We start from the raw sequence: 14,384 nt of genomic DNA, 5'->3' as shown, positions 1-14,384 counted from the left end.
TTCAAATGTCTGATTTAATTATGCTTATTGCGCATATAAAAAACCAAAGTTCCGCCGGCAATTACATCTTGATAATGTAAAGTATGGTCTTTAATTTCTTTCCCATTTAAAGTCACTTTTTTTACAAAGACATTTTCAGCAGATTGATTTTCAGTTTTAATGGTAAATTTCTTTCCATTTTCTAAATTAATAACGGCAGATTTAACGAGCGGACTTCCTAATGCATAATCATTTGAGCCTGGCAAAACCGGATAAAATCCTATGGCAGAGAAAATATACCAGGCGCTCATTTGTCCAGCATCGTCGTTACCACAAAGTCCCGCAGGCCCATCGTGGTACATCTTATTTAAAATTAAACGAACTTTTTCCTGCGTTTTCCACGGATCATTCGTCCAGTTGTAAAGGTACGGAATGTGATGTCCTGGTTCATTCCCGTGGATATAATTCCCGATAATTCCGTCACGTGTAATATCTTCGTTTCTTTCAATATATTTATCCGGAATTAGTGTCGTAAAAATACTGTCTAAATGTTTAGAAAATTTATCTTTTCCGCCCATCATTTCAATCATTTTCGGCACATTTTGTGGAACATATAAGCCGTAATTAAAAGCGTTGCCTTCTATAAAACCTTGTCCTTCAGTGTCCATCGGATCAAATTCTTTTTTAAAAGTTCCATCGGATAATTTTGGTCGCATGTAACCACTTTTTGGATCGTATACGTTTTTATAATTTTCACTTCTTTTTAAATATTCATTTTCAACTTCTTTATTTCCAGCTTTTTTAGCGATCTGTGCAATCGTCCAGTCGTCATACGCGTATTCTAAAGTTTTTGAAACTGAAGCATTACTTAAATCTTCCGGAACGTAACCGTATTTTAAATAAGAACCTATTCCATCATAATATTTTAAATTTGAGGAAGATTGTGCGGCTTTTAGAGCTTCATTAATATTAATGTCTGTATTTCCTTTTAAAATCGCGTCAGCAATTACGGAAACCGCATGATAACCGGTCATACACCAATCTTCGTTCGCATATAAACTCCAGATCGGTAAAGCGTGATGCACACTTTGCTCGTAATGTGCTATCATAGAATGCACAAAATCATTATTTCTTTTCGGCTGAATAATGTTGTAAAGTGGATGCAGCGCACGATACGTGTCCCAAAGTGAAAAAATAGTATAATTCGTAAAACCATCAGATTGATGAATATTTTGATCCAATCCCAAATATTTTCCATCAACATCTTCATAAATTGACGGCGACATCATCGTGTGATACATGGAAGTATAAAAAACTCTTTTATCATTTTCATTTAAACTTTCCACCTGAATTCTCGACAATTCTTTTTCCCATTTTTGCTGGGTTTCTTTTTTAATTTGATCAAAATTCCAATTTGGGATTTCAGTTTCTAAATTTTTCATCGCGCCATCTGTAGAAGTATTTGACAGGGCAAATTTTATTTCAATGCTTTCATTCTCCTTGGTATCAAAATTAAAATAGGCGCGAATTTGTCTGCCAGCAATTTCCGGGAAATTTTCATTTTCGTTAAACTTTCTGTAAAAGCCATTATATTCTACCTTTTCATAGCGTTTTCTACCGTAAGATTTAAACGGTTTTGAAAACTTCATCGCGAAAAATACTTTTTTAGTTCTTGCCCAACCTGTCGTTTCGCGATATCCGGTAACAGTTGAATCATTTTCTACACGAACAAAAGTCCAGACATTTTTGCCATCATAATTATAGATATTAGACATTAAATCTAAAATGATATGAGAATCTGACGATTTTGGAAACGTATATTTGTGAAACCCAACACGTGCCGTGGCAGTTAGTTCTGCTTTGATATTATAATCATTAAGCATTACGCTGTAAAATCCAGGTTCTGCTTTTTCGGAAGAATGAGAAAATTGGGAATGAAAACCACTTTTCGGGATTTTAGCATCGCCGGGTTCTAAATTAAGTTTACCAACTGTTGGCATAATTAAAAAATCTCCTAAATCGGAATGACCTGTTCCACTTAAGTGGGTATGTGAAAAGCCGAAAATTGTATCGTCATCGTATTGATATCCAGAACAATATCGGTAAGTTTCAGCATTGTATTTTCCGTCTTTTATATAAGGTTGCTGATTTGTTTCCGGGGAAAGTTGCACCATTCCAAAAGGTGCAGTTGCGCCTGGAAAAGTGTGTCCCATACTTTTGGTTCCAGTCATTGGGTTCGCGTAGGAAATTAAACTTTGAGAATAGCAATTTGCTGAAAATAGAATAGCAAACAGGAAAATGCAATATTTCATTGGATAATAATTTTCACTAAATTATTAAATCTTAATGGGAAAATTTGAAAATTGAAGTTAATTTTTTGTTTTACTATCAAAAACCAAAGTAACAGGTCCGTCATTTACCAAAGACACTTGCATATCTGCAGCAAAAATTCCGCTTTCAATTTTTAAAGTAGACTTTGCAATTTCCGTTTTAAAATAATTAAATAAATTCAGAGCTAACTCCGGTTTTGCAGCTTTTATAAACGAAGGTCTATTGCCTTTTTTGTAATCTGCAATTAATGTAAACTGACTTATACAAAGGATTTCACCGAGAATATCTTTCACCGAAAGATTCATTTTCCCTTCATCATCGCTAAAAATTCTCAGATCTAAAACTTTTTTTACAAGCCAGTCTGCATCTTCTTTTGTATCTTCTTCATCAACGCCAATTAGTAAAAGCAAACCTTTGGAAATTTCGCCAGCAATTTTCGTGTCAACTTCTACATTTGCCGAAGAAACTCTTTGAATGACGATTCTCATTGAATAAATTTAATTAAAGATAGAGAGAATGTTAGTTGAAGAATCATAATTTACAGGATATGTTTTTGGCGGAACTTTAGAAATGTTAATTGGTTCGCCGGTGATTAAGATCCATTCTGCACCGTCACTTGGGCAGATTACTTTAATGTTGTCTTTCACTTCGAGAGTGGTATTGCTGCCCGGGCAAATATGCGGTGCATTTCTGTCATAAACTTTAAATGAATTGGTGGTTCGCACAACAATTAAACCTCGTGTTCCGCTGCTTTGTTCATTTACGTAAATGTAACCGCCTACATTTTGAAGATTTTGATAGGCTGGAAGACTTAGATTTAAATTTACACTAATTGGTGAATTTGGAAAACAACTGACCGTATCTTGTCTGTTACCGCAGGAATTAGTTATTAATAAAGCACTGAAAATCAATGTTATTAAAATAAGGACCAAAGAAGTCTTAGTTTTCATTAAAATAAATTTATATCTTTGTAACTACAAATCAAGAATAGATATTGTCCGGCAAATGTCGGATTATTTTTTTATATAAATTTTAAATAAAATGTAATGGCAAATTATGTAACACAGGAGGGTTTTGATAGGATGAAAACCGAATTGGAGCAGTTGGAAACCATTGAGAGACCAAAAATTACGCAACAAATCGCAGAAGCACGCGACAAGGGTGATTTATCAGAAAACGCTGAGTATGATGCGGCTAAAGAAGCGCAAGGAATGTTGGAAATGCGTATTTCGAAAATAAAAAATATTTTAGCCGAGGCTAAAATCATTGATGAGACAAATCTTGATACTTCAAAAGTTTCAATGCTTACGACGGTCACATTAATGAATCTTGATACGAAAAAGGAACAAAAATTTACTTTAGTTCCAGATAATGAAAGTGATATTAAAGTAGGAAAAATCTCTGTAAGTACGCCGATCGCAAAGGGTCTGCTTAATAAAAAAGTAGGTGAAACTGCAGAAATTATTTTGCCAAATGGAAATAAACTCTCTTTCGAGGTTTTAAATATCACGATTTAATTTAAACATTAAGCATCAGATGTGTAATTTTGAACGAAGAAAATAGTGATGGAAACAGTTTTTACAAAAATCATTAATGGTGAAATTTCTGCATATAAAATTGCGGAAAACGATAAATTTTTAGCTTTTTTAGATGTTTCGCCTTTGGTAGAAGGTCATACTCTGGTCATTCCTAAAAAACCGATGGATAAAATTTTTGATATTGAAACTGAAGATTTCAAAGAATTATTTGGTTTTGCTCAAACAGTTGCGAAAAAAATTGAAAAAGTGATTCCCTGTAAAAGAGTAGGACTTGCCGTGGTTGGTTTAGAAGTACCGCACGCTCATATTCATTTGATTCCGTTAAATGTCATAGGCGACATGAACTTCAAAAATACCCGTTTAAAATTTTCTACTAAAGAATTTGAAGACACACAAAATTTAATTAAAAACTCATAAAAATTAGTCGAAAGGCTAATTTTTAATTTAGATAAAATATGAACTCAAACCAATGTTCTTTTTGCGGAAGAAAGAGAAATGAAGTGCAAATGCTTATTTCCGGGCAAGAAGGTTTTATATGTGAAAACTGCATCGAGCAAGCGCACGTTATTGTAAAAGAAGGTGGCGAAAAAGAAAAATTTTCACCTGCTGAAAGATTAGAAGAGCTTAAAAAACCACGCGAAATTGTTGACTTTTTAGATCAATATGTTATTGGCCAGGAACAGGCGAAAAAGCAAATGGCAATTGCTGTTTATAACCATTACAAAAGACTTTTGCACACGAAAGATGAAAACCGGGAAGTTGAGATTGAAAAATCGAATATCATTATGATAGGGGAAACTGGCACGGGCAAAACGCTTTTAGCGAAGACAATTGCCCGGGAATTAAATGTGCCTTTTTGTATAGTTGACGCAACAATTTTAACGGAAGCAGGCTACGTAGGAGAGGACGTGGAAAGTATTTTGTCCAGACTTCTTATGGTTGCTGATTTTGATGTGGAAAAAGCCGAAAAAGGAATTGTCTTCATTGATGAAATTGATAAAATTGCCCGGAAATCTGATAATCCAAGTTTAACACGAGATGTTTCGGGGGAAGGTGTGCAACAGGGTTTATTAAAATTATTAGAAGGAAGTATTGTAAATGTGCCGCCACAAGGTGGAAGAAAACATCCCGATCAAAAATATATTCAGGTTAATACACAAAATATTTTATTTATCGCAGGTGGTGCTTTTGACGGTATTAAAGATATTATTGAAAGAAGACTGAATAAGCAAGTGATTGGCTTTAGCGCAGAAAAATTAAATAAAATTGAAGAAGAAGACTATATTTTAAGCCAATTAAATGCGATCGATTTAAAAACTTTTGGTTTAATTCCAGAACTTTTGGGAAGATTTCCGATCATCACTTATTTGGATAAATTAACTAAAGAAACCATGATTCGTATAATGACTGAGCCAAAAAACTCTATTGTAAACCAGTTTGTGGAGTTGTTTAAAATGGATGGTGTTTCTTTAAAATTCAGCGAAAAAGCGATTGGCGATATCGTTGACGATACATTAGAGAAGGGTTTAGGTGCGCGTGGATTGAGAGGAACTACGGAGAAAGTTTTAGAGGATTATATGTACAATATTGACAGTATAGAAAAGAAAATCAGCATATAAATTATAAAATCTTTAATTATTTTGTGGATTTAGAGAAAAAAAGTACTTTTGTACAGAAATATTTATTCGTAGTAAATATTTATAAAACACAAACCGATGATTAAAAATTTACTAACTGCAGGGGTCATTCTCCTTGGCTTAGCTGCGCACGCACAAATTACTTACGTTGGGAACACAGCGGTCTTGACAGTTACGCCGAATACATTGGTTTATAATGGTGGTGGACTGAAAGTCGATACTGGTGGTGCATTTAACAACGGTGGAAATGTAATGGTTGTCGGAACCGGTTCTGACAAATTTGAAACAATTACAACTGGCAATTTTACTTTAAAGGATAATACGCCAGGGGTTTTTACTGCTCCTCCTTCATACGGACAGTTATATATTTCTGGAATCACACAAGTTAATTTAACAGGAATTGTAAGTAAGGAATATCAAGTTCCGTCTAATGGAAGTTACCAGCAAATGGCAATTCCTTTTTATAATAAAACTTTTAGTACCCTTGGTAACGGGACGGTTACCGGAGATTTTGGTGTTGGTAAAACTTTTATTAATTCGCGATATAGTAAAAATGAAATTTTAAAGTGGGATGCTTTTAAAGCGGTGAGTCGTAATACTGATATTGCATCCGCGACGGTCGACCCGACAGGTTACTATATTGTCGGTGGAACTAATTTAAATGTTGCTACGACGCTGCACACGCTTAAGGGAATGCCATACGCAGATGGTATATCGGTAACTTTATCAGGCGCTGGAACAGGTGCTGATTTTGGGAACGGCGGAAATGGCAGAAACGTTTACAACGAAAAATTTAATACATATTTATCGGACGAATTTGTAACTCCCGCGTGGGATGTTGCAAATGGTTATGGGAAAAATATTTACCAATATTCAAATCCTTATTTTACAAATCTAGACTTGTCTAATATCTATATAAATGATGCTAGTGCAAATGGTGATGGTAATTATATAAGTAGCATTCAGGGAATCAGAGTTGATGGAACTTACATAAACACTCGTGCTAGTGGAACAGTAAATAATTCTGAAAAATATGTGACATTCACTAACGCAAATCCTCCTGTTTTGGTTGGGGACGTTACTTATTTGATAATAAAACCAATGCAGACTTTTGAAATTAAATTAAGAAATAACACTACAGCACAAACTTTAGGTTTTGATAAATTAAGAAGATTTAATAATGTTGTACGAAATCCTTCTACTCCATATTCCGTTTCAGCAGCCAAGAACATTGGCTCTGGCGGATCAACTGTCAAACAATTAGGTGTTTTAGCTTTGGATTCAGACGGTAATGAGTTGGGTAGGACTTATTTCGTAGTTTATAATAGTGGTTTGTCCGGTCACTCATCAATAGGAACTACTCAAGTTTCTGGTGAACAGACTAATGTCATTGGAACATATGAAGAAAATCCCACTTTGGGTGGCATAGATAGTAACTATGCTTCACAGTATTGGCTTTATATTAATGAGGCGAATGAGCAAGATTTTAATGGAAAAGCACTGCCGCTGTCCATATTTGGATCTGATGTAAAATCTTTAAAATTTGAAATTCGTGAAAACGGTGCACTAGTTGATACCGGAGTGCATAACCTTTCTACAGGGACAGGCTTCTATTATGAAGCTATAAATGGTAAGGCTGAAGAAGCTGCTCAAGATCAAACTATTCCAGTATCTAACTCTCAATACTCACTATTTTATGGTAAACCAAACCAAACTTTAGGAACTGATACATCAATAAGCAAAATATCAAGAACTCAGGTAGCATATAATCCGTCCATCGATAATTATATTTTAAAATTTGATTCTGAGTGGAAAAAAGCAAACATTCAAGTTTATGATATGAGTGGAAAATTGGTTTTAAGTAAGAAAAATGTATCTACTAGTACTGATTTTGTGATACAGTTGGCTAAAGAGAATCGTGGGTATGTAGTAACTGCTGTGTCAGAAAAAGGAGTAAAAGCAACAGCAAAAATTGTAAGATAATACAAGGTATTTACACAAAAATCATTAACATGGAAAAAAATTTAAAAAATAAATTAGTAGTTACTTTCTTGGTATTAGTTACAAGCCTATTTAATTTTGCAAAAGCTGGAGTAACTCCACCACCACCGCCACCAAATGGCGCGGGTGGACCTGGAGCGGTTCCTGCTACACCTATCGATATATACCAAATTGTATTATTCACATTGGCAATTCTTTTAATAACCTATTTTTATAAAAAAATAAAATTTAATAAGGCATAATCTTTATAATATTTTTAACTTATAATCTCGCAATATTTATTGCGAGATTTTTTATATTTACGCCATGAAAAAAATGATCTTCATTCTTACACTGTTCATTGCATCTTTTATTAAAGCACAATTTACTGTTACCATAAATTCTACTGATTTGAAAAAAGGAGATGAAGCGTACCTTTACACCTTAAATGGATCCAAGGATATATTGTCTTCCAAAGCTTTGAAAGATGTTAATGGCTGGGTTTTTAATGTGCCAAATTCTTACCAAGGAATGATGCGCATTTATATCCCTCAAGCTAATAACTCTATTAATTTAATTTCTGAAAATAAGGACGTAAATATCAGTTTTAAAATGAATGCAAATAAATTAACTGATATTGAATATAAGGATGATTCTAACCGCATTATGAACGAAGTTCAGGATATTCTACGAAAAAAGGAACTTATATTGCCTGCACTTTATCAAATGAATGATTTTTATACTATCGCTTCGCCTTTTAAAAAGGCAATAAATCAGGAAATCGAAAGACTATCTCAGAAAATAACCTATGAACCTACGAAGTATCCTTTTATTTATTTTTACAACGTAAATTATAAAAAATATCTGGAGAACGATGCCAATTCTGTTCCTAAAAAGGAAGATGAGGTCATAAATTTCATCTCATCATCCAGCGAAATGCTGGAAACTTCATCACTATTAAAACCATTATTAATATCCTATCTTAATAATGCACCCAAAAGCTCAGTGTCAGGCTCTATTGATAAATTACTTACCGCATTGAATGTTGAAACGCCCCGCGGACAAACTGTTTTATCAGAATTGATAGAGATTTTTGATACTTATGATATGAGTGATTTAAAAAAAAAGTATTTAACCGAGGCAAGCAGTCTAAAATGTACTATTAATGATCGCTTAGCAGCTACCATTTCAACCAATAAGAATGTCGAAATGGGAGCAACATTCCAAAATTATATTTTTACTCAACCTTTTAACACCGCTGTAAAATCTATTTATGATGTGAAAGCTGACAAAAAAATTATACTTTTTTGGGCTTCAACTTGTTCACACTGCGAAGAAGAAATACCAAAAATCATTGAAAAATACAACGAGCTAAAAGCGCAAAATATTCAGGTGATTGGTCTATCAGTAGACAGTGATAAAGAGAAATATGAAAAGAGAATAAAAGATTTACCTTGGATTAACGATGCCGAGATTCGTGGTTGGAACAGTTCTTACGCAGAAAAGTACAATGTGCACGCTACACCTACTTATTTTGTTTTAGATAAAAATAACAAAATCATCGCTAAACCAGATCATGTGGCAGATTTATTTAAATTTTTAAATCTGAAATAACTATTTTTTAAGTCGCAATAATTTTTTATATTTGCACCACCTTAAAATGGCGAGGTAGCTCAGTCGGTTAGAGCGCAGGATTCATAACCCTGAGGTCACGGGTTCAATTCCCGTCTTCGCTACAAAGCATTGTATATTCAGGTTACAAGCATTATTAAAAAAAGCAGGAATTATAGTTCCTGCTTTTTTTTTAATTCTTTTAAAAATTTGTCAAAACTATTCCCTGTTTTTTGTTCTTCATTTATAAATATGCATTGTATTTTATAATTCTGTGTTCCTTCAGTTACTCCTATTTTTGCTTCACTTTCAATTTTACGAAAGAATTGCTTTGTATAAATTTCAGTATTTTTCTGATTTTTCTCTTCAATTATTATAAATATTTGAAATAGTTTTGAGTCTTTTTTATTCTTTTCAATTAAAAAACAAACAAAATCTGGGTTTAAAGATTTCCCGTCTTCAAAATTATAAAGTTTAAAGTGGTTATGATTTTTGAAAAGATAAATATTTGCATATGATTTTTGGAGTGACTTATATGATTGCTTTAATAAATTAAGTAAATATTCGTCCTGCGAAGCTATTTTTTGGGAATCAAATGGATAAAAACCTTCAATTAAATCTAATTTATTTGTTGAAGTTTTCTGTTTTTCAACATTTTTAGCAACATTTGCATTAACGGAATAACTCATCGTTTTATCTCTAAAAATGTCTGATATTTTATTTGCTTTAAATTCATAACTTCCTCTGAATTCTACTACACTTTTTAAAATAAATTCTTCAATTTCCTTCAAAACTGCTACTATAACTTTTAATTGGACTTCCTTATCCGGATTATTTGCAAAATCATAATCAGCTTCAATTTCTACTATTATCCCTTTCAAAAATGATGGGGAATTTATAAAATCGTTAATAGAAGAAAGATGGGGGAAGTGTTTTTGCAAATTATCAAAGTGATAGAATGGTAATTTATTGAGCGCTTTTCGAATAACAACTATTCCAAAATCAAGGATATGATATGTTTTTGTTGCAATTTTATTTTTTGTTAGACTCGTTTTTTCAAAAATTCTCGAATTTGTAGAATAACCATGAGAAAATTTTACTTTGAAAATTTTTACTCTTAATTCTTTCGGTAGTTCAAAAATATTTGATCTGTCATCTGTTTCTCGTGCATTTAAATAAATAACACCAGATTTATAAAATTCAGTTTCTTTAAAACGATCTTTTAATTTAATATTGTGCTCAATAATTTTTGATTCTTTTAGGCCAATTTCTTCCAAAGCCTTATTAAGTTCAGAAATGTAAGTTGGATTATGCGCAGAATGGTAATAAAGTTCCTCGCAAATTCTGAGTGAATTTCCCAAATCTTCATCAAATTTTCTTTGATATAAAGGCTGCATTTTGTCAATTTGAAAAGGACAGTAACGTGCACCACGACCAATGAGTTGGGCTTCCGACATCGTCGTTTTTCCAATTTTACCAGATTTATGATCGCCGTCTCGTGTGTTGTAAAGACGAACAATGTCAAAAAGATTAAGAACGTCCCAACCTTCATTTAATTTATCGACCGCAAAAACTACTCTAATTTCATTATTTATATCTTCTAAACTATTGATGATTAACTGTTTTTCATTACTATCATTTTTACTATTTATCGAAATGCATTTATTTTTATCAAAATCCTCTTTAATTTCAAGTAAAAAATTTTCTAGTGAAATATTATTTTTCTCTAAATATTCGAATATCGTTTTAAAAATACCTGTCCCATTTTTGATTTTAATATTTTCTAAATCACTTTCTTTTAAGCCCTTAATTTTTAATACAAATTCCTCAAAAAATGCGAGACTTTCGTCAATGGTTTTTGACTTCAAAAGAGTAACTGGTTTTATATTTTTTGCAAAATCTTGAAATATTTTTCTTCGGTATTGACTTAAAATTACTGCTTGCAAAGCGCGCTCAAAAGGCTCCAGATTCGATTGAAGCAAATTAACTTCCTTTGAGTATTTGTCAATCCTGAATTGCTTTAAAGGATAATCAAAAATTAATTTATTCTCATATTTTTCTTTAATATTTAAATTTTCTAAATCTGCAGTTGCCGTAAATTCTATTAAAAAATTTTCTTTATTAGACTTAAAAATTTTATTGACCGTCGCTTCCCAGCTTAAAATAGCTTCTTCTTCATCTTTCGTCAGCTTTCCCTTCTTCGTATCAGCATTAATGTGATGCGCTTCATCCGAAATTAAGACGACTTTCTGTTCCTCAAAATCTTCATAAGTAATTGAATTTTCTTTTGGGGAATTCATCTTTAAATGCAAGCCCTGAATCGTCGTGAAAACGATATTTATGTCATCTTTATTTGTTGCTTCAAAATTTTCTACTTCTGCAATTTCTATTTTTTTATCGTTAAAATCGATTTGGTCTGCAAAAAGATATTTCGATGATAAATTATTCAGAAAATTATCTCTCGTTTTTTCGATGATATTTCTGTTGTGGACAAAAAAAATAAAATTACGATAACCACTTTCGTATAAATTTAAAATGAGGCCAGCCATCACCAACGTTTTTCCACTGCCGGTCGCCATGTGAAAAAGTAAATGAGAAGGTGTTTTTTTAGATTGAAATTTCGAAGTATAATAATCAAATCTTGCAAACGCTTCCTTTTGATAAGGCCGTAATTCCCATTTTGAATTAAGATTTACCGAAATGTTATGAGTGGATTCGATTTTAAAAGAATGCTCACATAAAGCGGTGGAAATTTGATTATTTAAATTCTGCATTTAAATAAATCCTTTTTGGGATAAAACCAATTCTTCACCCCAAAGTTGCGTGAGAAATAAAATTTCAATTGGGAAAAAGCTGGAAGAATTATCGTTGTTATATTTTATAGGACACTCTATTTTTCCTTCTTTTATTATACAAGTATTTTTACCATTGTCAACTATGAAAATATCTCCACAATCAAGTTTTTTGTAAATCTTTTTTAAATCGACGACCGCATATTTTAAAAAGTCACTACAAGTATGAGATGAATTTTTATCGCAGTTAGTAACGCCGTAAACAAAATAATCTGCCTTTATTTTATAATATTCCGATTCTTTTCTGTCAGAATGAACATTATGATCTCTTCTATATCGTATGGTAAAATCCGAATAAATCGCATATTGTTTTTCTCTAAATCTTTCCTGAACTGTTACAGTTTTACCATTTGCAAAAAAAGCATAATCAATTCCATCTTTTATATCTGCCTGAATTGCTTCGTCTTTATCTCGCAAAATTTCTTGCCAACCTAATTGTTTATAAATCTTAAATAGCGCCACTTCTTTATGAATTAAATCTGTAAACGCTCTGTCAATCTTGTAATTTGCCATTTTTAAAAATTATAAAATTGGTTATTCAGTTTCTTCGTACGTTCTGATATTTTATAATCAATGTCGTTTATCTCTGAAAATGGGACATAGAGGTTGTTTTTATCTATAATTCCTAAAGCGATTTTTTGCTGTTCTTCGAAAGAAAGTGCAACGAAATCTTTACCTATTAATTTTTCAAGATCGGCATTATATTTAATTGATTTTTCAAAATTTGGTTTTTTCAAGATCAAAAGTAAGTCTTCTGTAGAATTCGAATTTAAAATAGAATCTACTAATTTCCCATTATTTTCAAGCATTTCCGCATAAACGTAACAACCTCCGCCGGTCCATTTTACGCGTTTCGAAATTCCAGATTGCTCACCATCAATAACTTTTATTAATCTTTGCGTGCTGTCATTTTCGCCATAATCCAATTGTTCGACTCCCAGATATCTTCGGTTTAATTTATGCGCAACGGCCATTGTCGTGCCACTTCCAAGGTGATAATCTAAAACCAGATCTCCATCAGAAGTACACATTTCAATAATTCTTTTAAGAAGTTTTTCCGGTTTTTTACCATTGCTAAAACTAACACCGCCTTCGGTGGAAGCAGTTGTACCAATATCTACCCAGAGATCAGAAGCCAAGACTCCAAAATAATTTTTGCCATCTTCTTCTACGATTCTTTCAATTAAAGGAACGAGCGAGCCACCTTCGTACATTAAAACGGTTTTATCTAATGAGTTAATAAATTCTTCTACTAAGCCTTTAGTTTTATTTTGACTTGCAAAATTTTTAAATTTCTCACCAGCTTTTTTTATGTTTTTTTCTAAAGAATAGATGTTTTTAGCGTTATTTAAAGCATAGATTTCAAATTCTTTTTTAGCTAAAATATCCTTTTCTGCTTTAGACAAATGATAGTTTTCAAATTTCTCTTTATATTTTTTTGATAAATCTGTTACTTTAAATTCATTGTCAGTCTTAATGACTTCATATTTATAGTTTGAATTAAATTCTGCTTTAGTATAAAAGGGATTAAACCTGAATTTTGAGCTTTTTGAGTAAAATAAAATATATTCTTTTACTTTAAAAAGTCTTTCGCCTCTTTTAACATTGATTGCATTTACGCCACTTTCTGTGCTTGATTTTAAAACAATAGTTTCCCGGAAGTTTTCTCTGCCAAAAATCTCGTCACACAGAATTTTTAAATACGCAAATTCACTGTCGTCAACTTGTATGAAAAAAGCACCATCATTATTTAAAAGTTGCCACGCTATTTCCAGACGATTTTTCATGAAAGTAAGCCACGTAGAATGATTAAAACTGTCGTTATATTGAAAGCTGTCATTTCCCGTATTGTAAGGTGGATCGATGTAAATAAGTTTAACTTTTCCTTTGTAGATTTTATTTAAACAATGTAAAGCGATCAAATTATTCCCTCTAATAATAAAATTATCATTTACTGAAATATCATCAATTTTATGTTCTCCATCTTTGTCAAATTTTTTCCAATTGGTAAAAACTTTCGGCTCCAGTAAACGGTCAATTTCATCCACCGCTAAAGTTTCGTTCCAAAAAATTTCTTGTTTTTTTTGATCTTCTTTTGTTTGTCCACCCTCCAAAATGCAGTCCTTGTAGGGGAAATTCAAAACTACTTCCCTAGTTTCTGTGAGATATTCACCATTTGCGCTAAGTCCGATCTTATTTTTAAATGAGGTAAAACTATCTGGTAAAAATTCTTTATTCGAAATAAATTTTTGGAATTTTACTTTATCGAAGACTAAAGTGCCCGAAGCCTCTTGAAAAAAAATACTTTTGGCTTTTTCGTCGCTTATTAATAGTGATAAAAGTGCAGGATCTAATTTTAAACCAGCTTCAACAATTTTATTTTTAAGCAGCACTTCTTCATTAGCAAACATTTCGTTTTGCTCTAAAAGTTTTTTAATGTGCTGGAATAAATTCAT

The 14,384-nt window shown here is 32.2% G+C and carries 12 protein-coding genes and 1 tRNA gene; 7 read left to right on the top strand and 6 right to left on the bottom strand.

The features are described from left to right. Positions 1–14 precede the first annotated feature (14 nt). Genes ACVBED_RS09935 through ACVBED_RS09925 form a run of 3 tightly spaced genes read right to left on the bottom strand, consistent with a single transcriptional unit; the run spans position 15 to position 3,260 of the window. Complete coding sequence (locus ACVBED_RS09935; RefSeq protein WP_447120132.1) at positions 15–2,291, bottom strand: GH92 family glycosyl hydrolase; 2,277 nt, start codon at positions 2,289–2,291, stop codon at positions 15–17. Between the two features lie 57 nt (positions 2,292–2,348). After that, the gene (gene dtd / locus ACVBED_RS09930) at positions 2,349–2,798 is read right to left on the bottom strand and encodes a D-aminoacyl-tRNA deacylase (RefSeq protein WP_447120131.1); all 450 of its coding nucleotides are present in this window, start codon (positions 2,796–2,798) and stop codon (positions 2,349–2,351) included. A 9-nt stretch (positions 2,799–2,807) separates the two neighbouring features. Beyond that, positions 2,808–3,260: a Rieske (2Fe-2S) protein gene (locus ACVBED_RS09925; RefSeq protein ID WP_447120130.1), complete on the bottom strand. Its 453-nt coding sequence runs from the start codon at positions 3,258–3,260 to the stop codon at positions 2,808–2,810. A gap of 96 nt (positions 3,261–3,356) precedes the next feature. Here ACVBED_RS09925 and greA point away from each other — a divergent pair, with 96 nt between their 5' ends. The 7 genes from greA (at position 3,357) to ACVBED_RS09890 (ending at position 9,201) form a co-directional block, all read left to right on the top strand. Continuing rightward, entirely contained in the window at positions 3,357–3,827 is a 471-nt protein-coding gene (gene greA / locus ACVBED_RS09920; protein WP_447120129.1) for a transcription elongation factor GreA, read from the top strand. Positions 3,828–3,875: 48 nt separating this feature from the next. Further along, positions 3,876–4,265: an HIT family protein gene (locus ACVBED_RS09915; RefSeq protein WP_447120128.1), complete on the top strand. Its 390-nt coding sequence runs from the start codon at positions 3,876–3,878 to the stop codon at positions 4,263–4,265. Positions 4,266–4,303: 38 nt separating this feature from the next. Then, positions 4,304–5,467, top strand: a complete 1,164-nt coding sequence (clpX, locus tag ACVBED_RS09910; protein ID WP_447120127.1) for an ATP-dependent Clp protease ATP-binding subunit ClpX — start codon at positions 4,304–4,306, stop codon at positions 5,465–5,467. Positions 5,468–5,563: 96 nt separating this feature from the next. Continuing rightward, complete coding sequence (locus ACVBED_RS09905; RefSeq protein WP_447120126.1) at positions 5,564–7,468, top strand: T9SS type A sorting domain-containing protein; 1,905 nt, start codon at positions 5,564–5,566, stop codon at positions 7,466–7,468. A 29-nt stretch (positions 7,469–7,497) separates the two neighbouring features. Continuing rightward, complete coding sequence (locus ACVBED_RS09900; RefSeq protein ID WP_473094952.1) at positions 7,498–7,728, top strand: signal peptidase; 231 nt, start codon at positions 7,498–7,500, stop codon at positions 7,726–7,728. Between the two features lie 73 nt (positions 7,729–7,801). Continuing rightward, positions 7,802–9,079, top strand: a complete 1,278-nt coding sequence (locus tag ACVBED_RS09895) for a TlpA family protein disulfide reductase (RefSeq protein ID WP_447120124.1) — start codon at positions 7,802–7,804, stop codon at positions 9,077–9,079. A 48-nt stretch (positions 9,080–9,127) separates the two neighbouring features. Further along, positions 9,128–9,201: transfer RNA gene (locus tag ACVBED_RS09890), tRNA-Met, on the top strand. Between the two features lie 48 nt (positions 9,202–9,249). On the opposite strand, the gene ACVBED_RS09885 is transcribed toward ACVBED_RS09890, so the two are convergent. The 3 genes from ACVBED_RS09885 to ACVBED_RS09875 are packed head-to-tail and all read right to left on the bottom strand — an operon-like array spanning position 9,250 to position 14,384. Continuing rightward, positions 9,250–11,850, bottom strand: a complete 2,601-nt coding sequence (locus ACVBED_RS09885) for a DEAD/DEAH box helicase family protein (protein WP_447120123.1) — start codon at positions 11,848–11,850, stop codon at positions 9,250–9,252. Further along, positions 11,851–12,441, bottom strand: coding sequence for a hypothetical protein (locus tag ACVBED_RS09880; protein WP_447120122.1), 591 nt, complete (start codon positions 12,439–12,441; stop codon positions 11,851–11,853). Between the two features lie 2 nt (positions 12,442–12,443). Continuing rightward, complete coding sequence (locus tag ACVBED_RS09875; RefSeq protein ID WP_447120121.1) at positions 12,444–14,384, bottom strand: DNA methyltransferase; 1,941 nt, start codon at positions 14,382–14,384, stop codon at positions 12,444–12,446.

It is taken from the genome of Halpernia sp. GG3 (genome assembly GCF_052976925.2).
The sequence above is the reverse complement of the archived record's forward strand: the minus strand, read 5'-3'. Positions and strand labels throughout refer to the sequence as shown.

Bases quoted from the DNA above. Each gene is read 5' to 3' on its own strand.
- ACVBED_RS09900 (WP_473094952.1), top strand. From the start codon at position 7,498: ATGGAAAAAAATTTAAAAAATAAATTAGTAGTTACTTTCTTGGTATTA.
- ACVBED_RS09915 (WP_447120128.1), top strand. From the start codon at position 3,876: ATGGAAACAGTTTTTACAAAAATCATTAATGGTGAAATTTCTGCATAT.
- clpX (WP_447120127.1), top strand. From the start codon at position 4,304: ATGAACTCAAACCAATGTTCTTTTTGCGGAAGAAAGAGAAATGAAGTG.
- ACVBED_RS09935 (WP_447120132.1), bottom strand. From the start codon at position 2,291: ATGAAATATTGCATTTTCCTGTTTGCTATTCTATTTTCAGCAAATTGC.
- ACVBED_RS09895 (WP_447120124.1), top strand. From the start codon at position 7,802: ATGATCTTCATTCTTACACTGTTCATTGCATCTTTTATTAAAGCACAA.
- ACVBED_RS09925 (WP_447120130.1), bottom strand. From the start codon at position 3,260: ATGAAAACTAAGACTTCTTTGGTCCTTATTTTAATAACATTGATTTTC.
- ACVBED_RS09875 (WP_447120121.1), bottom strand. From the start codon at position 14,384: ATGAATTTATTCCAGCACATTAAAAAACTTTTAGAGCAAAACGAAATG.
- greA (WP_447120129.1), top strand. From the start codon at position 3,357: ATGGCAAATTATGTAACACAGGAGGGTTTTGATAGGATGAAAACCGAA.
- dtd (WP_447120131.1), bottom strand. From the start codon at position 2,798: ATGAGAATCGTCATTCAAAGAGTTTCTTCGGCAAATGTAGAAGTTGAC.
- ACVBED_RS09885 (WP_447120123.1), bottom strand. From the start codon at position 11,850: ATGCAGAATTTAAATAATCAAATTTCCACCGCTTTATGTGAGCATTCT.
- ACVBED_RS09880 (WP_447120122.1), bottom strand. From the start codon at position 12,441: ATGGCAAATTACAAGATTGACAGAGCGTTTACAGATTTAATTCATAAA.
- ACVBED_RS09905 (WP_447120126.1), top strand. From the start codon at position 5,564: ATGATTAAAAATTTACTAACTGCAGGGGTCATTCTCCTTGGCTTAGCT.